We start from the raw sequence: 20,828 nt of genomic DNA on the forward strand, positions 1-20,828 counted from the left end.
ACGTTTAGAGGCTTTTTTAATAAGATCAAATCGTGTACTGGCCTCCAGTGACCTGTACCGTTGAGCCAGTCATATAACTAGAATCTTCGGAGGCTAGCAATACGAAAGCTGCCGCCAGTTCTGCAGGCTGTCCCGGTCTTTTCATAGGAGTATCGCTTCCAAAATTCTTCACAACATCCTCTGGCATGGTAGCCGGTATAAGTGGAGTCCAGATTGGTCCCGGTGCAACGCAATTCACCCGAATCCCTTTGTATGCAAGCAATTGCCCCATACTCGCGGTAATATTCTGTATTGCACCTTTAGTAGCAGCATAGGCAAGAAGATCTGGACGTGGATTGTAGGCGTTTACCGAAGTGGTATTCACAATGGTACTGCCCGGTTTCATATGAGGTTCGGCCGCCTTACATAGATAGAACAGGGAGTAAATATTGGTTTTAAAGGTATAATCCCATTCTTCTGCAGAAATATCCTGCAAAGACTCTCTCGCCATCTGGTAAGCTGCATTATTAACCAGGATATCGATCTGGCCAAATTCAGCAATAGCTTTTTCTACTATACTTTTACAGTGTTCCTGATCACCGATGTCTCCTGGAACCAAAACTGCTTTTTTGCCTGCCTCTTCTACAAGCCTGGCAGATTCCTTAGCATCCTCATGTTCTTCAAGATAAGAGATCAATACGTTTGCCCCTTCCCTGGCAAAAGCAATTGCCACTGCTCTTCCAATTCCGCTATCTGCCCCGGTAATGATCGCGTTTCTGCCTTGGAGTTTGCCTGAACCTTTATAGGATTGTTCGCCGTGATCTGTATCAGGGTCAATGCTACTTTCTGTTCCTGGTTCACTCTGGTTGAGATTTTCGAATGGTGGTTTGGGATATTTGTCCTGTGGATGTTCCATAATTACTGATTTTAAAGGTTTCTCTAAAATTATAGAATGCTTAAAGAAGCCCGGAAAGCAGATGTTGTAAATTTTCCATAAATAATCACGGAAAACAGTTCTATTTTTTATCAATTCTTCGGAAAACCTTAACAAGCGAACGCTGTTATAATGCCTAAATTGAAATTCCACCAAGAGGAAATTCTATGTCTTTATTTAAAAAAGTTCGTGATACGGTTAACCTTCTAAAATCGGTTGATCTGGATCAGCTCGCCAAGATCAATCAAAAGATCGATCTCACCGAGGCGATGAAAACTTTGGGCAAACTTGACGACCGTCAACTCGCCGGATTAATGAAAATGTTAAAAACCAAGAAGAAGAAAGGTCAGCACGACCTGCCTCCTATCAATGGTGATTTTTATAATCTGGATCTCAAGCTTACTCCAGAACAACGGGAAATTCAGCTTAAGGTTAGAAATTTCATGGAAGACGAAATTCGTCCTCTAGTAAATGAATACTGGAAGAAAGATCAGTTTCCATTTGAAGTCATCAAAAAATTCAGCAAACTGAATATCGTCGGTGTTCCTTATGAAGGATATGGATGTCCAAACATGCCATTTTTAATGGAAGGTATCATAGCGCAGGAAATTGCACGTGTAGACGTGTCCATTTCTACATTCTTTGGAGTCCACAGTGGTCTCGCCATGGGTTCCATTTATCTCTGCGGAAGTGAAGAACAGAAACAGGAATGGTTACCACAAATGGCAAAAATGGAAAAGATCGGTGCTTTTGGCCTTACCGAACCTAATGTGGGTTCTGGTGTTGCTGGCGGCCTCGAAACTACCTGTCAATTTGATGGAGAGAACTGGATATTAAACGGTCAGAAAAAATGGATAGGAAACGCCACTTTCGCTGATGTAATCGTGATCTGGGCCCGGGATCTTGACTCTGGCAGAGTAAAAGGTTTCCTTGTACGTAAGGAAAACCCTGGTTTTTCAGCAGAAAAGATTCAGGATAAAATGGCATTGAGAATCGTGCAAAACGCTCTGATCACCCTGAAGGATTGCAGAGTCCCTGAAGGTGACAGGCTGCAAAACGCGAATTCTTTTAAAGACACTGCCAATGTTCTTAGAATGACCAGAGCCGGAGTTGCATGGCAAGCCGTTGGTTGTGCCAGAGGTGCTTATGAAAGCGCTTTAAAATACACCAAAAAAAGAGAACAATTCGGGAGACCTATTGCCTCTTTTCAGCTCATTCAAAATCATCTTGTGGAAATGCTTTCCAATCTAACGGCGATGCAAACACTTTGCTTTAGATTATCAGAAATGCAGGATCAGGATCTACTTACAGATGAGCACGCCAGTCTTGCGAAGGTGTATTGCAGCATGAGAATGAGAGATGTAGTTAGCAGAGCAAGAGAGGTCCTTGGTGGAAATGGAATATTATTAGAATACGATGTAGCTCGTTTTGTAGCAGATGCTGAAGCGATCTACAGTTATGAAGGAACTAAAGAAATCAATTCATTGATCGTTGGACGTGCAATTACAGGTTACAGCGCATTTGTGAGTTAAATGAAAAAGAAAAATTTATGTCAGTATTAATCGTTGCTCCGGGAAGAGATTCGGAGGCATGGGTAGAAGCATTGAAAAATCAACATCCGGGAATGAATATTTACATGTATCCGGAAGAACATGACCCGGAAGAAGTGGAATTTGCTTTAACCTGGAATCACCCCAGAGGATTATTCAAGAATTATCCAAATTTGAAGGTGATAGCCAGTATGGGTGCCGGTGTAGATCACATCTTAAGTGATAATTCTCTCCCTGAAAACGTTACAATTACAAGAGTAGTAGACGAAACACTCACCGAAGATATGGGAGATTTCGTACTTAGCCAGGTAATGAATCATATTCGTAATCTCCATGGATACGTTAAGTCTCAGTATAAAAAACAATGGGACAGATCTCAATATAAAAGACCGCAGAATACTAATGTTGGAATTATGGGACTTGGTGTCCTTGGTAATGCCGTCGCAGATAAATTACACAAGAACTTTTTCAAAGTGTCCGGTTGGTCAAAAACAGAAAAGAATTGTGAAAATGTAACCAGCTATTACGGGAAAGATCAACTGGAAGAATTTTTAAATAATTCTGAAATTTTAGTTTGTCTTCTTCCGTTGACTGAAGACACTGAAAATATCCTGAACGAAGATCTTTTCGATATGCTACCGGAAGGTGCATACGTGATCAATGTGGCGCGTGGTGAACATCTAGTGGAGCATGATCTAATGAAAATGATCGATAATGGTCATCTTTCAGGAGCATCTTTAGACGTATTCCGGGAAGAGCCGTTACCGGAAGAACATCCTTTCTGGGAACATGATCGTATCAATATCACTCCGCACATTGCCAGTGTAACCAAGCCGGAATCTGTGGTTCCGCAGATCGCTGAAAATTATGATCGTATGAAGGAAAATCAGGATCTCAAGAACAAGGTTGAATTAGACAGAGGTTACTAATTAATAAACTATGGATACATTCAAAAATATCATGGTAGCGGTAGACTTCAATGATAGCATTGGTGAATTAATGATCTTTGCTGATAGTCTTGCTCAAAAATATGAAGCTAAATTATGGGTTTTGCATGTGGCAGATCCAGAACCGGATTTTGTTGGTTATGAACCGGGACCTCAATATATTAGAGATCTTCAAGCTGAAGAATATCGCCAAGAACATCGTAGTCTTCAACAGGTATGTGATAGTTTTATAAGCAAAGAGGTTGAAAGTGACGCTTTACTTATTCAGGGATCAACTGTAAGCACCGTTCTTGAAGAAGCTAAAAAACTGAATGTTGATTTGTTGATCGTGGGAACTCATAAGCACAGTTTCCTTTACAGTCTGCTGAATGAAAGCGTCTCGATGGAGCTAGTTAAAAAAGCTGAAATTCCCATGTTAACGATACCTATTAATGAATAAAAACAATCCCCGTAATCACGGGGATTGTTTATTTTAGTGTAAAATTGAAAGATTTGAATAGCAGCAAGGAAGAACTTCTGAAAGTTCTGGAAACCATAGCACCATTTATTCACAGAACTCCGGTTCTAACTTCCAAGCTGATCGACGAAATGGCCGGCTGTGAAATTCAATTTAAATGCGAGAATTTTCAAAAAATGGGTGCATTCAAGATGCGTGGTGCGATGTATGCAATTTCAAAACTTTCTGAAGACCAAAAGAATGCCGGGGTGGTCACACATTCTTCAGGAAATTTTGCACAGGCATTATCCCTGGCTGCTAAAAGTCTGAATGTTCCTGCTTACATAGTGATGCCCGAGTCGGCTCCTGAAGTTAAAAAAGCTGCGGTTCGAACCTACGGCGGAAAGATTACAGAATGTCCCTCTACTCTTCAGGATCGGGAAGCTACAGCTAACAGGATAATGAAAGAAAAAGGAGCTAGTTTTATACATCCTTCCAACGATATGAATGTGATCCTGGGACAGGGAACTGCGGCAACCGAATTATTGCTGGATCATCCTGAACTGCAGATAATCGTTTGCCCGGTTGGCGGCGGTGGCCTGATTGCCGGAACTGCTATCTCCACACATGTTTTGCTTCAAGATTGTCTTTGTATTGGTGCAGAACCTATGGAAGCTGATGATGCATGGAGATCTTTAAAAAGTGGAAAGATTGAAAGTAACGCTTCTGTTCTAACCATTGCCGACGGACTCAAAACAATGCTTGGAGATGTTAACTTCCCTATAATCAGGGATCATGTCTCAGAGATCATCAGGGTTTCTGAACAGGAGATCATTGCGGCTATGCGCTTGATCTGGGAACGCATGAAGATCGTTGTAGAAGCCTCCAGTGCCGTGGCCCTGGCTGCCATTATTCAGCAGAAAGATAAGTTCAGAAATAAGAAAGTGGGTTTGATCATTTCTGGCGGTAATGTTGATCTTACGAACCTGCCATTTTAGTAATCTTTTACTACAGATATTGTCACCAGCATTTGTCCTACATGCCTTTGAGAATGTTCTGCAGCATGAAAAAGTACTCCAATTAAACTTGACTTAATTCGTTTTCTCCCTACTTCTACTGTATTGGTTAGATCTTCAGACTTCTGTAATTTTAAAAATTCTACCGCTTCGCTCAATTCATTTTCAGCCTGAATTATAAGTTCTTCAACACTAATAGAAGCATCAGCTTTTCCTTCAAGTTTTAAATATTGCAACTGAGCTTCACTTAATTGTTCTCCTTTTGCGTAAGAGATCAAACGATTGGTCACACCAGCTATATGCTGAAGATGAAACCCGACAGACGCCCTTTCCGCAGGTTTCGTCCATAATTTTCCTGATGGAAAATCAACCAGATATTTACGGAGCTCTTCTTTAGACTGAAGTAGTGCATGTGCTGCAGGTTGCAACAGGTCGGGAACATTCTCTACTTTACCGCGTAGCCAATTCTCTGGTTTAGATTTATCCATTTTCAAATTTTATTGAAAAATAGAAATTAAATCAGGTAATAAAAAGAAGTCTTATCTTTAAGAAGAACATCAGGTTGTTATATTAAATAAATTCAGATGGAATTGTATCTCACCGTTGCGATCATCATCATTGGTATCATCCTGTTTGTGCGCGATTATTTTTCGATAGACACCACTTCTATCATTATTATGGCGCTTTTTATCATTTCTGGAGTTCTAAGTCCAGAAGAAGGCTTCTCCGGATTTAATCATCCGGCAACCATCACTCTTGGTTGTATGTTTGTGGTTAGTGCCGCTGTTTTCAAATCTGGGATCATTGACGGTCTAAGTGCCAGGCTAATTAAGATTGCACGTATTAATTATTTTTCTGCACTTGTTTCCTTGTGTCTCACTTCAGCTGTACTTTCTGCTTTTATTAATGATTCTGCGGTAGTCGCGATTCTTATTCCTGTGGCATTACTGGTTTGCCGCGAAGCCGAAATTAGCCCGGCCAGACTTTTAATCCCTATCTCCTTTTCAGCATTATTTGGTGGCACCTGCACTCTTATTGGAACCTCAACGAATATCCTGGTAAGTAGTTATGCTGAAAAGCTGGGTTCTGAACCCTTTGGCATGTTCGAATTTTCGATGGCTGCTCTGTGCTTACTTACTATTGGCCTGGCGTATATCTTCCTGCTGGGGCCCATTCTATTACCAAAAAGAGGATTGCCTGAAAATACCGGACTGATAAAGCAAACTGAAAAATATATGGCCGAGATCGAACTGCATCATGATCATGTTGATGTCGATCTACCTGTTTCAGAATCCAGACTGGTCAAAGACTATAAAATCCAGATACTAAGAATCAAACGAAAACATTACCGGGTTTATGAAATCAATGGCGAAACGGTTTTAAGAGAAAACGATAGGATTAGAATCCTTGTAGACCCCGTAAACCTTGCAAGGCTGAAATCAAAAAAAGGCATCTCTGTTAGAGGGGACAAAGAAAGTATCCAGGAAATGGAGGCCAATCAGGATGCCTCAGAAGTTTCAGAAGAAAAAAAAATCTTCGAAGTCATGATCCCTTATGGATCTGAGCTTGCGGGTAATTCCATTAGGGATATAAACTTCAGAAGCACTTACTATGCCTCTGTCCTGGCTATTCGACATCGTAAGGAAACGATCACAGAAGATGTTTCCCGGGTAGTTCTTAGAGAGGGTGATATGATGTTATTGTTCGCTTCAGAAAAAGCAATTTCGGTTCTTGCTTCAGAAAAAATGATCGTAACACTTTCAGAATACCAGGGAAGAAATGTGAACTATAAAAAGGCAATTCCTGCGTTGCTAATCGTGATTGGAGTAGTTGCCGCTGCAGCCTTTAACATTACTTCTATCCTCATAAGCGCGATGGTTGGAAGTTTATTGATCGTTACTCTTACCATTTTAAAACCTCAGGAGGCTTACGAAGCTATTGAATGGAAAGTGATCTTCATGATCGCCGGAGTACTTTCTATGGGAAAAGCTTTGGAAAAAACCGGTGGTTCTGATATTGTTTCCCAGTACGTTTTTGAAACTCTGGGCGATATGGATCCCCGGTGGACGTTAAGTATGATATTTTTATTCACCTTTCTTTCCACCAATGTCTTATCCAGTAAAGCGGCGGCAGCTCTTATGACGCCTATTGTCATAAGTCTGGCCGGGGCGATGCAGGTGAGTGAAAAACCTTTTTTGATTGGCGTCATGTTCGCATGCTCGCTTACATTTATGACTCCGGTAAGTTATCCCGTGAATACAATGGTGTACGCTCCGGGAAATTATAGGTTCAGAGATTTCCTAAAGTTCGGAACTCCGCTTAACTTTATCATCTGGATCGCGGCCTCATTTATTATCCCGATGTTTTTCCCTTTTGAACTATGAGAAAAGTAAAATTACATAACCCTTTTAAAGCCAGAATCATTGACGAAAAACTGCTTCGTGAACATCTAGCTTTAGAACGAACTAAACTTGCCAACGAAAGAACCTTACTCAGCTATATTCGGGCATCTATATATTTGCTTATTAGCGGACTTGCTTTATTACAAATCAAGGATTATCAGGGTATCAGCCTGATGTGGGTAGGTTATTTGTCGCTTTTCCTCTGTATTCTATTTATAATTGTTGGATTTTCAAGGTATGTTGCCCTGGAACGTAAACTTAACGGACTCCTTCGAGAACAACCGGAAGATAATAATAAAGGCTGATGCTACAGGGTCTGGTGCATTACTCCATGCACTTTTTGGTGATCGCCGTGATCGCCTGGTTCTATGATCGTGAAAACTGGTTAAAATACTGGGCTATTCTTGCGGCTACCATGATCGTGGATATCGATCATTTACTAGCCACCCCAATTTTTGATCCCAATCGCTGCGGAATTGGATTTCATCCCCTGCATTCTGAAATTGCAATCGCTGCCTATTTCTTCGGAATAATATTAATAAGACAAAAAATAATCCGATTGATATGTATCGGATTATTCTTTCATATGATCACAGATTTTCTTGATTGCTTGTGGACCAACTATAATTGTAACTCCTGTATATTTCCAGATTTTTAATCTGAAGTAGCAGCATTTTCAGCGATAGTTTCCAGTGCCATTTTAATTTTATTTAAAACATCATCAGAATTTGCAAACCCATGTCTTTCAGCAATAAAAAATGGATCATTATAAGAGATAGAAACCTTACCATCTGCATCCTCCCAAACCAGCATTTCATGCGGAAGGTCCAGACCAAATGATTGATCTTTCTGCATTAGGGGCGTCCCCAGATTTGGATTACCGAAAATAATAATTTTAGTAGCTCTCAAATCAAGACCGACACTAGCAGCATTAGCCTGGTGATCCAATTCTGCTATAATTTTGATATTTGGATTATTCTGAAGAAAAGTTTTGAGGTCGCTGTAGGTATTCTCAAAGTTTTGATTACTGGTTATCGATACAATTCCTTCTCCTTCACCAACCTGTTGAAATGGTGAAATTTCAACTTCAGACTTAGTGGCAGCTGAGACAAGATTCTCGAGAGCTCCCGAAATTTTAGGCAGCGTCAAAACTCCTTCCAATCCATGTCTTGAACTTAAATATTCTACAGAATTATATAACGCCAGTTCATTTTTTTCAGCATCCTTATAGAACAGCACTTTTTGCGGAAGATCAAGTCCGGCAAGCTGATTTCTTTGCATTAACGGGGTTCCTAAAACTGGATTTCCGAAGAAAGTAACACTGGTATAATCCAGTTCTTCACCAATCGATTTTGCGTTGGCAGAATGGTCTACTTCAGCAACAATACTGATTGCTTCATTCTTTTGTAGAGCCTGCTTTAAACTATTATAAGCTCCTGCAATTCTAGTTTGACTTTCAGCATATTTCACACCATTTGGCAAATCTGGCACCTCTATTATGGAAGTATTAGTTCGGGAATCTGTAATTGAAATTTCATCCTGATCGTTCTGGGAACATAAGCTAAATCCTGCTAGAAGTCCCAGTATTAATATCATCTTTTCCATATAGTTGATTTTATTAGTGATTTATTTTCTTAATGTGCTGTTATTCAATAAATTATTAATCTTTAACGCGAACATGTTAAGTACGATGAAAAATACTTTCCCGATCGTTTTTGAAATAGTCTATTTTAACTCAATTCTTTTATCTTTACGCTCCTTAATTCAGCCTAAGAAATAAATTATGCATGTAGCCATAGCAGGAAATATTGGTGCAGGAAAAACAACATTAACTAGATTACTAGCAAAGCATTACAACTGGGAACCTCAGTTTGAAGATGTTCTGGAAAACCCTTACCTCGAAGATTTTTACAACAAAATGGAGCGCTGGTCGTTTAACCTGCAGATCTATTTTTTGAATAGCAGATTCAGGCAGATCCTTCAAATTCGTGAGAGTGGCCAGAAAATCATTCAGGATCGTACGATCTATGAGGATGCTTATATTTTCGCACCAAACTTGCATGCAATGGGTCTTATGACCAACAGGGATTTTGAAAATTATAAATCACTCTTTGATCTAATGGAAAGCGTGGTTCAGGGACCAGATCTACTCATTTACTTGAGAAGCAGTATTCCTAACCTTGTAAAACAGATTCATAGTAGAGGGCGTGATTATGAAAACTCTATCTCTATTGATTATTTGAGTAGGTTGAATGAACGCTACGAAGCATGGGTACACGATTATAATAAAGGAAATTTGCTTATAATTGATGTAGATAATATTAATTTTGTGGACAATCCGGAAGACCTCGGTGATATCATTAACCGCATCGATGGACAGTTACACGGACTTTTTTAAATGATAATTGACTATGGAATCTACTAAGCTGAAAAGACCAAAACACAAGGGTTCTCCAAAACTTTTTGACAACCCTATTCTAGAAAAATTAACTCATACCCATATATCCCTGCCTTTGATCATTTTTGGTTTGATCTCTGTCGCTTTAGTTTATTATGGAGTGTTTGAAAAAGGTTTTGAAGCCCCGGCGATGATTGGATTATTCCTGGCAGGCCTGTTCTTCTTTACGTTCATTGAATACGTAATGCACAGGTATCTCTATCACATCCCGGCAACTACGCCCAAAAAACAAAAATTAAGCTACACGATGCATGGTGTACATCATGATTACCCAAAAGACAAATCAAGGCTGGCCATGCCTCCTGTTCTTAGTCTGGTGATCGCAACGGTTTTATTCATTATTTATCGTGCGGTTCTGGGAGATTATGTATTCGGTTTTCTTGCAGGTTTCCTGATTGGTTACGCTGCTTACCTGGCTGTTCACTATTCTGTACACGCTTTTAAGGTTCCAGATAACTTTCTAAAAATCCTATGGCATCATCATAGTATTCACCATTATCGTGAACCAGATCGTGCTTTCGGAGTCTCCTCTCCACTTTGGGACCAGATCTTTGGTACTATGCCAAGAAAGTCTCCGGTTCAGGAAAGAGCCGCGGTTGGAACCAGTATAGATCCAAGCTAATTCAGTATATACAATAAAAAAACTCCCTTTTTCAAGGGACTTTTTTTATGTACTGAATTTTGTGACCTGACTATTTTATAAAGCCATTTTCACGGGCGTGTTCTTCCGCTTCCTCACTACTCATCACCATGAGCACCGGTACTGTATCAAAATTATCAATGATACTTTGCACACGTTGCATCTGCTTTTTGTGTTTTACGCTTCTTAGGTAGATCGCCAAAATACGATCTGAATACTGAGCCGCAATATCTGTATAGATGGTCGCATCATGTTCGCCACTATCTCCAATCAGGATAAATTTAAGATCTGGATAGGTTTTTAGAATGTTGGTGATCTCCTTTTGCTTATGAGGTTTCTCAGGTTTCATAGTGCTTTCAAAAGGAGTTCGAAGATCACGTAACAACATGGGACCCTTCGGAAAATTATTGTGATCCAGGAACAATTTGAGATACTCATACATGTTCCAGGGACTGTTACTTAAATAAAACATGGGATTTCTAAACTTACCACTGGTTCCCTCGTGTAATTTCTGGTAAAGGCTCGGAGCTCCTTTTAATGGTATTCTTTTATAAGCGTTTGTTAGCAATGAATTCTTCAGTAAGCGCCATTTTAGAAATGAAGTAACGCCTGTATGCAGAATGGTATCATCAATATCACTTATAACTCCAAATTCAGCATCATGCTGCGGAATAAGAAATTCGCCACGTTTTGGGTTCTCCAATTCATCTGTTCTAGGTTCTACCTTTTCACAGTACCTAACCTCGTAATCTATCCAGCCTTCATTAGATGCATATTCAGATAAGTTTTCATCAAAAGTCTTATCGAATAGAAAATAACCTTCATCGCTGGTAGTCGTTCTTAAATTTACTTTTCCAGGAACCACCAGCTCCATTTCGGCATCAGGAATTTCAAAGCTATCGAATTGCTTATACGTATTTTTTATAGTCCGAAAAATAGACTGTTCCTTAACGATATTCAGTGGTTCATTGTCTAAAACCCTTCCGAAGACATATAAATGGGAATAGGTACCATAACTTCTATAGGGCACGATATGAATTTGATCGAGGTTTCTATACCTGCCTAGTAGTTTTTTAAAACGTTTGATCATTAAAATTGAAGGTTTTGGTTCAAGTTATATTTTATTCTGAACCGAGTCTGCCAGATGGCCTAGTTTTATAATTATTTTAGTATTAAAGTCGGTTTAGAGCTTCCAACGCTTTTCCCATATCTATACCTTCAGCTAACACTCCTTGAAAAAGATCTGGATTCTTCATTATTCTTGCGGGCAAATTTTTGATATTGTAATCTATGATCTTTAGACCTGGTTTCAATTCGTTCCAGTGTAGAGGAGCTGAAACCGGGGCACCAGGTTTAGGTCTTACACAGTAAGGAGCAGCCAGAGTTTGTCCCCGTCTATTCTGAAGATAATCCAGGTAGATCTTATTTTTTCGATTCTTTACAGCACGATCCATGCTGGTAAGTCCTTTGGTTCTCTCAAGAACATAATAACAAATGAGCTTAGTAAATTCACGACCTTCTTCGTAAGAATATTTCGCACCAAGTGGGATATAAATATGAATTCCCGAAGATCCTGAAGTCTTGCAATATGCTTCAATATTTGCCGCCCCTAAAATCTCCTGTGTTACCTGCGCAACTTCGATCACTTCATCGAACGTGTTTTTTTCGGAAGGATCCAGATCAATAACTACATAATCTGGTTGATCCAAGTTGTTTTTCCTGCTATTCCAGGGATTGATCTCGATACAACCCAGGTTTGCCATATAAATTAAACTAGCCTCGTCCTGGCAGAGAAGGTATTCTATATCTCTTTTCGCAGAAGTAGACCAAATCTTTAAAGTTTCGATCCAGGAATCCATCAAACCTTCATTATCTTTCTGGTAAAATCCTTCTTTCCCGATACCATTTGGGTGCCTGTGGAGATTTTGTGGACGATCTTTCAAAAACGGGATCATATATTCTGAAACCTGTATGTAATAATCGATGAGATCATACTTCCTGAATCCTGCTCCCGGCCAGTAGATCTTGTCCAGATTAGTGACATTAACTTTTCTGCCATTTATTTCTAAAGCATTGGAGCTAGCCTTTGAGGAATTCTGAGATGCTTTGTTTGTGGTTTTTACATCACTTAAAGATTTATCATCTCTTAGACCTTTGTAAACAGGATGACGCATTCTACCGCTCTCTGTCCATTCTGAAAATTTGATCTCACACACAAGTTTAGGTTTTACCCAATTTGGTGTTCTACCTTTAAGATTTATTTTCTGAAGGAAGGGTGACTTTTGAATTTCAAGATCCTGCATTTTCTGAAGTAATTCCTGCTGCACCGAGGATGAAAATCCTGTTCCGCAATTACCTACATATTGCAATTCACCTTCTCTATAAATCCCGAGTATCAATGAACCAAAAATGGATCCTTTTGAATCTGTATAACCACAGATCAAAGCTTCTTCAGAGCTTGTACCTTTAATTTTAAGCCATTTCTCACTACGATAGCCTGGAGTGTATACAGAATCTGCTTTTTTCGCGATCACTCCTTCCATACCATTTTTGATAGCTTTCTTGTAAAAAGCATCTGCCATACTTTCAACATGCTCACAGTAATAGGTCATCTCCAATCCTTCCAGAACATCAGGAAGCAGACTTTTACGTTCAAGCAGGCTTAGATCAAGGGTACTGTGTCCATTTAGAAAAAGTATATCAAAAACATAAAACCGAAGATCTGCCGAGGAATTACTATCGTAATTTTGCAGTTGTTGAAACTGAGGTTTTCCCCGCTCATCCAGAATCACCACTTCCCCATCGAGTATCACCTCATGAGGGATGCTGTACAGGTCCTGAGCAAGCTTTGAAAACTTATCATTATAATTTATACCATTTCTGGAATACAGGTTCACATTACCATCGCTAATACTTGCAAGAACTCTGTATCCATCCCATTTTAACTCATAAATCCAACCGGCTTTACTAAAGATTCCATCTGCTGCAGTTGCCAGCATAGGCTTTATGATATCAGAATCGTTTAGGCTTTTTACGATTCCTTGTGGAACATAGTCTTCTGCGTCGTAATTTGAAGTTACAGAGTGATCGTCTTTCTTCTTTATTAGCAACCAATGCTTCTGTCCATCCTGCCTTCTTGTTCGAACCAGGGCAAATGTTCCTTTTATCTTATCACCATGAAATTTCACTTTTAGATCGCCCTTCTTTAGAGCTTCCTGAACTCCCAAATCTCCAACCGACTCATATGTACCGGTATCCCAGATCCTCATTTTCCCAGCGCCATAATTACCCTTTGGGATCGATCCTTCAAAGTGTAGATATTTTACCGGGTGATCCTCAGTTTCAATAGCCAGCCTCTTATCCTCGGGATTCATGGATGGACCTTTAGGAACGGCCCAGCTTTTAAGAACATCATCATTCTCAAGCCTCAAATCATAATGTAGTCTGGAAGCACGATGACGCTGAATTACGAACCTATTGAGATTCTCATTTTGAATATCCCCCTCAGGTTCAGAGGTTTGAGTAAAATCACGTTTTTTATTGTATTCTGTTAAAGACATGTATTAGCTGGCCTTTGACTTTTTCTTTTCAAGGCTGGCCTTCAGTTTAGCCATAAGATCATCTGCCTGAGTGGGTTCTGAATCGTATTCCTCGACTTTAGGCTTTTTACCAGTCGCTTTGGATTCTATGATCTTCATTAACTGGTCATTATAAATATCCTTGTATTTTTTAAAATCAAAGTCAGAAGTATACTGCTCGATCAGTGAGACCGCCATATCTACCTCCTTGGCTTTTACTTTGGTTTTGGTAAGCTTCAGCTCTCCGGGGTTCCTTATCTCATCCTCAAACCTAATTACGTGTAATACCAGTGCATCCCTGTAAATACCCACAAGCGATAAATGCTCCTTTTGTCGCATCACGAAGGTAGCCACACCTAGTTTTCCAGTTTTCTTTAATGCCTGTAGCAGTAAATTATAGGATTTACCACCTTCCTTTTGCGGTTCCAGGAAATAAGGCTTTTTGAACAACACATCGGCAACCTCATCTTCATCGATGAATTCTTCGATATCGATGGTTTTCGTCTTTTTCATGTTCGCCTGGTCGAAATCCTCTTTTTCCAGTATCACATAGCCATCATCCTTTTTATAACCTTTGACAATATCCTTCCATTCCACTTCTTTACCAGTATCCTCATTTACACGTTTATAGCGAATACGGGCGTGATCATTTTTATCAAGCATATCCAGGTCTATACGCCTGTCTTCTGAACCCGAATAAAGTTTCACGGGAATAGAAACCAGACCAAAACTTATTGAACCATTCCAGATTGAACGCATATTAGTGATTTCTTAGTGCTTTGATCAATTCATCTTTAGACATATCACTACGCCCATCGATGCCTACTTTTTTCGCCTGCTCGTAGAGTTCTTCCTTTGTTCTCTCTTCGTAATTTTCGGCTTTGCCACCTTTCTCTCCAGAGTTGGATGTATTGGCGATCCTTGCCGCTTTTTCCTTGCTCATTCCTTCCTTGCGCAATTTCTCGTATTGCTCATCATTTTTAATACTGGGTCCATGATCTTTTGACATCTTCTGAATCTTTTGATTTGAACTTAAATTTAATCAACCTTGTGGCAGTCCTGAAATTTTAAGCGATTGATTAACCATAGTTTAACTGAAATACCCGTTTATACGATCAATTTTTAGAAGAAACAGGAGAATGGAACTTATAGCCGGAAATAGAAAAACCTCCACGATTGCGGAGGTTTCTTGAATTATTCTTTTCTAAAGAGTATCCTATAGCGCGTCGATCTTTTTCTGCACTTCCAGACTTGACCCTTCAAATTCATAGGTATTGCTGGTTTCATTTCCATTTAAGGAACTTGTAACTACTACCCTCGCAATAACCAGATCGTCAAGATCATTTTTCTCTAAACTTATTTCTTTTGAAATCACAGAACCTTCCGAAGAGATAACCTCAACAGTTTCCTCCTGATTTGGAATGTCAGCATCTGTATGCCCTCCTAAAATTGGCGCGATCACCAGGCCTATAAGACAGGTTAATTTAATTAATATATTCATGGAAGGACCTGAAGTATCCTTAAAAGGATCGCCCACCGTATCACCAGTTACTGCTGCTTTATGTGCATCAGAGCCTTTATAGGTCATTTCACCATTGATCATGACTCCAGCTTCAAAAGACTTCTTCGCGTTATCCCACGCACCTCCTGCGTTATTCTGAAAGATTGCCCAAAGCACACCACTCACAGTAACCCCAGCCATATAGCCCCCAAGCATTTCAGCAATTGCAAGATTATCCATCCCAAAGATCATTGGTAGAAATGCGATGACTAATGGAAAACCTATGGTTAACAAACCTGGCAGCATCATCTCTTTTAAGGAAGCTTCCGTAGAGATCGCCACACACTTGTCATATTCAGGCTTTGCCGTTCCTTCCATAATACCCGGAATATCTTTGAATTGCCTTCTTACTTCCTGCACCATTTCCATGGCGGCTTTACCCACTGCATTCATTGCCAAAGCAGAAAATACCACAGGAATCATCCCACCAACGAAAAGCATCGCCAGTACAGGAGCTTTGAAGATATTGATTCCTTCAATCCCAGTAAAGGTTACATAAGCGGCGAAGAGCGCTAAAGAAGTCAATGCGGCAGATGCTATTGCAAAACCCTTTCCTGTGGCTGCGGTCGTATTCCCTACAGAATCCAGAATATCTGTTCTTTCTCTTACTATTGACTCCTGCTCACTCATTTCGGCAATACCACCAGCATTGTCTGCAATAGGCCCAAAAGCATCGATTGCCAGCTGCATAGCTGTAGTTGCCATCATTGCTGAAGCTGCCAATGCAACCCCGTAAAATCCGGCGAGCGCATAAGACGCCCAGATCGCTCCGGCGAATAATAAAATTGATGGAAACGTGGAGATCATACCGGTCGCCAAACCTGCAATGATATTTGTTCCAGCTCCTGTACTTGATTGCTGAACGATCTTGAGAATTGGCTTTTTACCCAGCCCGGTATAATATTCGGTTACTGAAGATATCGCACCACCTACAACCAGACCAACCAGTGTTGCATAAAATACACGCATGGAACTTATGTTTATCATTTCAAATCCTTCCTCTCCTCCTATAAAGAATCCCATGGTCATGGTATTCGCAGGTAGCATCCAGTTAACCAGGAAATAACATGAAACCGCGACCAGTAAGATCGAAACCCAGTTCCCGATATTCAAAGCTTTCTGAACTTCAGATTCCTTAGCCGAATTTGAAGAGATTCTTACCAACAAAGTTCCGATTATGGAAATGATAATTCCTACTCCGGCGATTGCCATTGGTAATAAAATTGGTCCAATACCACCAAAACCTTCGCTGGTAATATCACCTCCCATGTCTTCGATTATATAATTTCCCAGCACCATTGCTGCCAGAACTGTGGCCACATAACTTCCAAAAAGATCGGCTCCCATCCCGGCAACGTCTCCTACATTATCTCCAACATTATCTGCAATGGTCGCAGGGTTTCTAGGATCATCTTCAGGAATACCTGCTTCAACCTTACCAACAAGATCAGCTCCAACATCTGCGGCTTTGGTGTAAATTCCTCCTCCTACTCTGGCGAAAAGCGCTATAGATTCGGCACCTAGTGAAAAACCAGCAAGGGTTTCCAGAACCACGGTCATTTGTTGAGTATTGGTCCACTCTCCTCCCATGAAATAATGAAAGAAGAGTATAAAGAAGCCGGTAAGACCGAGAACTGCAAGACCTGCAACACCTAGTCCCATCACTGTTCCACCTCCAAAAGAGATGTTCAATGCTTCCGGTAGGCTGGTTCTAGCCGCCTGTGTAGTTCTTACATTTGTTTGAGTAGCGATCTTCATCCCGATATTTCCGGCAAACGCTGAGAATATTGCACCAAAAATAAAGGCAACTATGATAAGGTAATGGGTTGTTGGAACAAAATATGCGATTGCGGCTAACGCAATGCTGGCTCCAATCACAAAGAGAGTCAATAATTTATATTCTGCTTTTAAGAAGGCCAGGGCTCCTTCATAGATGTGTGCTGAAATTTCTTTCATTTTTCCGTCTCCGGAGTCCTGTTTCATCACCCAGGATCTTTTCACCCACATAAAAATGAGTCCGATGATTGCCAGCACCGCTGGCAGGTAGATCATTATTGATTCCATATTAGCTAGTTGATTGTTAATTAAATATTAATGCTAGCTAATGTAGTAAAATTGACAACAATTAAAAAAGCAACAACTTTTTAAGGTTATTGCTTTCATATTCTTAATAATTCGAGTGATATTTTACGATTATATTCCGAATCGGGATTTATCACCGTCATAGTTCTCATAACGTTCGATACACTGTTTAATGATCTCACGAGCTTCGTCTGCATCTCCAAAATCTCCTGTATCTACCTTTTTCTTCTCAAGATCCTTATAAACCTTAAAGAAGTGTTCGATCTCTTTAAGCATATGCCCGTTTAATTCTTTAAGATCGTTCAATCTATTCCAGATAGGATCAGATACCGGCACACAGATGATCTTCTCATCCGGTCCCTTTTCATCTGCCATATGGAACACACCAATAGGCTTCACTTCCATCACGATTCCTGGAAAGGTAGGTTCAGAAACCAAAACCAATACATCAAGAGGGTCTTCATCCAATGCAAGGGTGTTAGGAATAAAACCATAATCTGCAGGATACATCATAGAAGAGAAGATCATCCTGTCGTAACGTACTTTTTTAAGCTTGAAATCGTATTCGTATTTGTTTCGGCTTCCCTTTGGGATCTCGATCAATACATCAAAAGTATTCGACATTTTTATATTTTTATCTGTGTTAAAATTCAGGGCAGCAAATATAGTTATTTCTGATATTTAAACTATTATCTAAAAGTGAAATCCGAAATCTATTGTAAACGCAAGGCTTCTTGCGTCAGGATTATCGAAGTAATTTCCGCGGAAATGAACGTCAAATCGCATTACTTTCAAAATATTTCCAATACCCAGACTATACTCGTAAAAAGGATCATTATCAGGAGCTACCAACGGTAAACCGGAAGCATCTAAATCTTTACTGGCTTGTGAAATATCTCCATAGACCGCTCGAAATCCTACTAATTCCCGCAGGTTTAATTCTCTTAGTAACGGAATTCTGGAAAATAACCTACCATTGAAGTTGTGATCTATATGAATAGCTGAATAACTGTCTGTCACGAATTCGTAGAAATCCAGTGTTGGAAATGAATTGTACATACTAAAATATGTCTGGTTACCAGGTACTACACTTAGCAATCCTAAAGGCACAGCGTCAAATGTCTTCCCGGCTTCCAGGCTAATATTAGACCTACCAAAACCACCAATTAACAATGGTTGATTGTAAAAGAACTGAAGTTTCTTATAATCAAAATCACTATTGAAAACCTCCTTAACTCCCAAACTGTAGTTTAGGAACAAGGTTGGGAAATCTTCTTCGTTCACCACATTACGCTCCACTCCAAAGCCAGAAGTTTTTCTACCCGGTGTCCAGGTAATGATCGTTGAAAGTTCGGTTTGGTTGATCTCACTGTCGGTGATTGTACGCGTGTCATCCACATAATAATCAAGACTAAAACCTTCAGATGCCGGTTGCAATATTCTGTAGTTAGCTCCAAATCTTACGGTAAGATTCTTTACCGGTTCCAGTTCTACGGAAAAAACACTCAAATTGATCGAACTCAGTTTATCTGTATCTCCGACATTCAGAAGTGATGAAGAAGCTAGACTCCTTCCCAGAACATCTGTGGAATTAGTAAGACTGGTTCCCAACTGTTCTACATCCCTTCGGTTTCCACCACTTAAGATAAGTCGCATTTTATAATCCAGCAGCACTTTTGCTGATACTCCATACTTAAACTTATGGTCTTTGAACCCATAAGCTCCATAAGCTTCAATTCTCCATGGATCATTCTGTCCAAAATATGTTCTTCCTCCAAAACGGGTTCGTACTCCTTCCACATCATTAAATCCGAAAGTAGAATAAACAGGACCATAATCCCATCCATCAAACTCTACGTAACCAGACTGCGCAATCGTAGCGATATCATACAACCTATTAAAAGCCTTTGTCTTCGTAAGACTATCGAGCATTACATAGATTCCCTCTTCATCCTCGTTTAGTTTTTCCAGCCTGTTTTCACTCCAGAACTCATCACTTCTATTGTAAGCCTGAGATTGTGGATTGTAGACTGGTTGATTATAAAAACTTGATCCCCGTTCTTTATTAAACTCATACTCATCGTAAAGCATAGTTCGTTTTGCATAAACTCCCTGGGAAGTTTTCTTTTTGTTGATTCCGAAGTCGGCCATAAAGAAATCCTTCTCTATCAAAAAAACAGAGTCATTTAAAACTTCAAAATCCTGTTCGATATAAACCTGTTTGATCCAGTTGATGTTTACATCCTTGGTAGTTTCGAGATTGATGTTCTTAACTGCCCAGGTCGTATCATTTACCCAGAAGTCTCCCTTGAAAGTTAGTTCATTCTCTCGGCGTGGATAATAGACGATATTATAGCACCACTTATTGTCGATGTAAGCACTATCAGACAACACATAATTGTAGGTATCGATCCCTGTAGTCGAAATTGGGCTTACGAATGATTTATCGAAGAACTTGATGTAGTTTTTATAAATATCGTAATCGTCATAAATATCCTTCACAAAATCGATCAGGTTCCTGTTCTGGTTAAATCCGGAATTCTTGTTTCCAAGTAAAACTTTTTTCTCCTCATTGATCTTGTTATCTCCGTAAACCTGGGTAACCGACTCGTTAATGAACATAGGCAGATAAGTCTTCCCGGTCACTGCATTGGTATCTGTATAATCGAAAATAAACTCCATTCCATTAAAGATCCTGCTTTCTACAACAGCACTATCTATGGTATTAAGATCAAATTCCAGTTTTTCGTATTCCTTATAACTATACTGGTCGAAAGCATTAACACCGTTGCTTCGGCGGTTTGCCCATACTTTCTTTAAGATATCTACTGCCGGGTTGTTCTTTTTTGAGGTTTTCCCGCGATAGATAACCACTTCATCAAGACTGGAAGCTTCCTGCTCCAACTTCACATCCATATTTAAATTGACCCTGGATCTTAAAGCGATCTTTTTGGTTTTGTAGCCAATAAAGGAAAACACAAGCGTATCATAATTATCATCTGACTGAAGGTAAAACTCACCAACTTCATTGGTGGTTGTTCCTGAAATAGAATTTGCGAAAACTACGTTCGCAAAAGGTACAGTAGCGCCGGTGTCATCGGTCACAATTCCTCCTGCTTTTGTTTGAGCGATTAGACTGAAAACTGGAAGGAGAAATAGTATTAAAAGGTAGGTGTATTTGTTCATTATAGGATAAAAAAAAACTTCATCGTTTAGATGAAGTTTCAAAGATAGGTTGAAAAGGT

19 protein-coding genes are annotated in these 20,828 nt (G+C 39.8%); 9 read left to right on the plus strand and 10 right to left on the minus strand.

The annotated features are described in order from the left end of the window. Positions 1-25 precede the first annotated feature (25 nt). A complete protein-coding gene (locus ACNKXS_RS01250) occupies positions 26-895 on the minus strand; it encodes an SDR family oxidoreductase (RefSeq protein ID WP_417919296.1) in 870 nt (289 codons plus the stop codon). 185 nt (positions 896-1,080) lie between these two features. Between ACNKXS_RS01250 and ACNKXS_RS01255 the strand changes: the two genes are divergently transcribed. The 4 genes from ACNKXS_RS01255 to ACNKXS_RS01270 are packed head-to-tail and all read left to right on the plus strand — an operon-like array spanning position 1,081 to position 4,844. Then, complete coding sequence (locus tag ACNKXS_RS01255) at positions 1,081-2,445, plus strand: acyl-CoA dehydrogenase family protein (RefSeq protein ID WP_417919297.1); 1,365 nt, start codon at positions 1,081-1,083, stop codon at positions 2,443-2,445. A gap of 17 nt (positions 2,446-2,462) precedes the next feature. After that, positions 2,463-3,392: a 2-hydroxyacid dehydrogenase gene (locus ACNKXS_RS01260; RefSeq protein WP_417919298.1), complete on the plus strand. Its 930-nt coding sequence runs from the start codon at positions 2,463-2,465 to the stop codon at positions 3,390-3,392. 10 nt (positions 3,393-3,402) lie between these two features. Next, positions 3,403-3,849, plus strand: a complete 447-nt coding sequence (locus ACNKXS_RS01265; RefSeq protein WP_417919299.1) for a universal stress protein — start codon at positions 3,403-3,405, stop codon at positions 3,847-3,849. A 53-nt stretch (positions 3,850-3,902) separates the two neighbouring features. After that, positions 3,903-4,844 (plus strand): pyridoxal-phosphate dependent enzyme, encoded by a 942-nt coding sequence (locus tag ACNKXS_RS01270; protein ID WP_417919300.1) that lies wholly within the window; start codon positions 3,903-3,905, stop codon positions 4,842-4,844. Here the strand turns inward: ACNKXS_RS01270 and ACNKXS_RS01275 are convergent. Continuing rightward, a complete protein-coding gene (locus ACNKXS_RS01275) occupies positions 4,841-5,350 on the minus strand; it encodes a DinB family protein (protein ID WP_417919301.1) in 510 nt (169 codons plus the stop codon). The genes ACNKXS_RS01270 and ACNKXS_RS01275 overlap by 4 nt on opposite strands. Before the next feature lie 96 nt (positions 5,351-5,446). On the opposite strand from ACNKXS_RS01275, the gene ACNKXS_RS01280 reads away from it, so the two are divergent. From ACNKXS_RS01280 to ACNKXS_RS01290, 3 genes are read left to right on the plus strand one after another with little or no spacing between them, the layout of a single operon-like run. Continuing rightward, the gene (locus tag ACNKXS_RS01280) at positions 5,447-7,246 is read left to right on the plus strand and encodes an SLC13 family permease (protein ID WP_417919302.1); all 1,800 of its coding nucleotides are present in this window, start codon (positions 5,447-5,449) and stop codon (positions 7,244-7,246) included. Next, positions 7,243-7,569, plus strand: a complete 327-nt coding sequence (locus ACNKXS_RS01285; protein ID WP_298248264.1) for a DUF202 domain-containing protein — start codon at positions 7,243-7,245, stop codon at positions 7,567-7,569. The genes ACNKXS_RS01280 and ACNKXS_RS01285 overlap by 4 nt, the downstream gene beginning before the upstream one ends. Next, on the plus strand, positions 7,569-7,922 hold the full coding sequence (locus ACNKXS_RS01290) for a DUF6122 family protein (RefSeq protein WP_417919303.1): 354 nt from the start codon (positions 7,569-7,571) through the stop codon (positions 7,920-7,922). The genes ACNKXS_RS01285 and ACNKXS_RS01290 overlap by 1 nt, the downstream gene beginning before the upstream one ends. Here ACNKXS_RS01290 and ACNKXS_RS01295 read toward each other — a convergent pair. Beyond that, on the minus strand, positions 7,919-8,869 hold the full coding sequence (locus tag ACNKXS_RS01295) for a DUF302 domain-containing protein (RefSeq protein ID WP_417919304.1): 951 nt from the start codon (positions 8,867-8,869) through the stop codon (positions 7,919-7,921). The genes ACNKXS_RS01290 and ACNKXS_RS01295 overlap by 4 nt on opposite strands. Before the next feature lie 178 nt (positions 8,870-9,047). Here ACNKXS_RS01295 and ACNKXS_RS01300 point away from each other — a divergent pair, with 178 nt between their 5' ends. Together ACNKXS_RS01300 and ACNKXS_RS01305 are read left to right on the plus strand one after the other, a co-directional pair. Continuing rightward, the gene (locus tag ACNKXS_RS01300; RefSeq protein WP_141878609.1) at positions 9,048-9,662 is read left to right on the plus strand and encodes a deoxynucleoside kinase; all 615 of its coding nucleotides are present in this window, start codon (positions 9,048-9,050) and stop codon (positions 9,660-9,662) included. A 13-nt stretch (positions 9,663-9,675) separates the two neighbouring features. Beyond that, entirely contained in the window at positions 9,676-10,344 is a 669-nt protein-coding gene (locus tag ACNKXS_RS01305; protein ID WP_417919305.1) for a sterol desaturase family protein, read from the plus strand. Between the two features lie 70 nt (positions 10,345-10,414). Here the strand turns inward: ACNKXS_RS01305 and ACNKXS_RS01310 are convergent, their stop codons facing one another. The 7 genes from ACNKXS_RS01310 to ACNKXS_RS01340 all read right to left on the minus strand — a co-directional run bounded on the left by ACNKXS_RS01310 (position 10,415) and on the right by ACNKXS_RS01340 (position 20,769). Then, positions 10,415-11,452, minus strand: coding sequence for an App1 family protein (locus ACNKXS_RS01310; protein ID WP_417919306.1), 1,038 nt, complete (start codon positions 11,450-11,452; stop codon positions 10,415-10,417). 82 nt (positions 11,453-11,534) lie between these two features. Continuing rightward, entirely contained in the window at positions 11,535-13,922 is a 2,388-nt protein-coding gene (gene ligD, locus ACNKXS_RS01315) for a DNA ligase D (protein WP_417919307.1), read from the minus strand. A gap of 3 nt (positions 13,923-13,925) precedes the next feature. Beyond that, the gene (gene ku, locus ACNKXS_RS01320; protein ID WP_298248268.1) at positions 13,926-14,699 is read right to left on the minus strand and encodes a non-homologous end joining protein Ku; all 774 of its coding nucleotides are present in this window, start codon (positions 14,697-14,699) and stop codon (positions 13,926-13,928) included. Between the two features lies 1 nt (position 14,700). Further along, positions 14,701-14,949: a DUF7218 family protein gene (locus ACNKXS_RS01325; protein ID WP_322301033.1), complete on the minus strand. Its 249-nt coding sequence runs from the start codon at positions 14,947-14,949 to the stop codon at positions 14,701-14,703. A 207-nt stretch (positions 14,950-15,156) separates the two neighbouring features. Next, positions 15,157-17,565, minus strand: a complete 2,409-nt coding sequence (locus tag ACNKXS_RS01330; RefSeq protein WP_417919308.1) for a sodium-translocating pyrophosphatase — start codon at positions 17,563-17,565, stop codon at positions 15,157-15,159. A 129-nt stretch (positions 17,566-17,694) separates the two neighbouring features. After that, the gene (locus tag ACNKXS_RS01335; protein ID WP_141878615.1) at positions 17,695-18,207 is read right to left on the minus strand and encodes an inorganic diphosphatase; all 513 of its coding nucleotides are present in this window, start codon (positions 18,205-18,207) and stop codon (positions 17,695-17,697) included. 69 nt (positions 18,208-18,276) lie between these two features. After that, complete coding sequence (locus tag ACNKXS_RS01340) at positions 18,277-20,769, minus strand: DUF5686 and carboxypeptidase-like regulatory domain-containing protein (RefSeq protein WP_417919309.1); 2,493 nt, start codon at positions 20,767-20,769, stop codon at positions 18,277-18,279. Positions 20,770-20,828 lie beyond the last annotated feature (59 nt).

The sequence above is a fragment of the Christiangramia marina genome (assembly GCF_048285865.1).
Classification (GTDB): Bacteria; Bacteroidota; Bacteroidia; order Flavobacteriales; family Flavobacteriaceae; genus Christiangramia; species Christiangramia marina.

What these genes read in the sequence shown, in the direction of transcription:
- ACNKXS_RS01250 (WP_417919296.1), bottom strand. Translation starts at nt 895, where the DNA reads ATGGAACATCCACAGGACAAATATCCCAAACCACCATTCGAAAATCTC.
- ACNKXS_RS01255 (WP_417919297.1), top strand. Translation starts at nt 1,081, where the DNA reads ATGTCTTTATTTAAAAAAGTTCGTGATACGGTTAACCTTCTAAAATCG.
- ACNKXS_RS01260 (WP_417919298.1), top strand. Translation starts at nt 2,463, where the DNA reads ATGTCAGTATTAATCGTTGCTCCGGGAAGAGATTCGGAGGCATGGGTA.
- ACNKXS_RS01265 (WP_417919299.1), top strand. Translation starts at nt 3,403, where the DNA reads ATGGATACATTCAAAAATATCATGGTAGCGGTAGACTTCAATGATAGC.
- ACNKXS_RS01275 (WP_417919301.1), bottom strand. Translation starts at nt 5,350, where the DNA reads ATGGATAAATCTAAACCAGAGAATTGGCTACGCGGTAAAGTAGAGAAT.
- ACNKXS_RS01280 (WP_417919302.1), top strand. Translation starts at nt 5,447, where the DNA reads ATGGAATTGTATCTCACCGTTGCGATCATCATCATTGGTATCATCCTG.
- ACNKXS_RS01285 (WP_298248264.1), top strand. Translation starts at nt 7,243, where the DNA reads ATGAGAAAAGTAAAATTACATAACCCTTTTAAAGCCAGAATCATTGAC.
- ACNKXS_RS01290 (WP_417919303.1), top strand. Translation starts at nt 7,569, where the DNA reads ATGCTACAGGGTCTGGTGCATTACTCCATGCACTTTTTGGTGATCGCC.
- ACNKXS_RS01295 (WP_417919304.1), bottom strand. Translation starts at nt 8,869, where the DNA reads ATGGAAAAGATGATATTAATACTGGGACTTCTAGCAGGATTTAGCTTA.
- ACNKXS_RS01300 (WP_141878609.1), top strand. Translation starts at nt 9,048, where the DNA reads ATGCATGTAGCCATAGCAGGAAATATTGGTGCAGGAAAAACAACATTA.
- ACNKXS_RS01305 (WP_417919305.1), top strand. Translation starts at nt 9,676, where the DNA reads ATGGAATCTACTAAGCTGAAAAGACCAAAACACAAGGGTTCTCCAAAA.
- ACNKXS_RS01310 (WP_417919306.1), bottom strand. Translation starts at nt 11,452, where the DNA reads ATGATCAAACGTTTTAAAAAACTACTAGGCAGGTATAGAAACCTCGAT.
- ligD (WP_417919307.1), bottom strand. Translation starts at nt 13,922, where the DNA reads ATGTCTTTAACAGAATACAATAAAAAACGTGATTTTACTCAAACCTCT.
- ku (WP_298248268.1), bottom strand. Translation starts at nt 14,699, where the DNA reads ATGCGTTCAATCTGGAATGGTTCAATAAGTTTTGGTCTGGTTTCTATT.
- ACNKXS_RS01325 (WP_322301033.1), bottom strand. Translation starts at nt 14,949, where the DNA reads ATGTCAAAAGATCATGGACCCAGTATTAAAAATGATGAGCAATACGAG.
- ACNKXS_RS01330 (WP_417919308.1), bottom strand. Translation starts at nt 17,565, where the DNA reads ATGGAATCAATAATGATCTACCTGCCAGCGGTGCTGGCAATCATCGGA.
- ACNKXS_RS01335 (WP_141878615.1), bottom strand. Translation starts at nt 18,207, where the DNA reads ATGTCGAATACTTTTGATGTATTGATCGAGATCCCAAAGGGAAGCCGA.
- ACNKXS_RS01340 (WP_417919309.1), bottom strand. Translation starts at nt 20,769, where the DNA reads ATGAACAAATACACCTACCTTTTAATACTATTTCTCCTTCCAGTTTTC.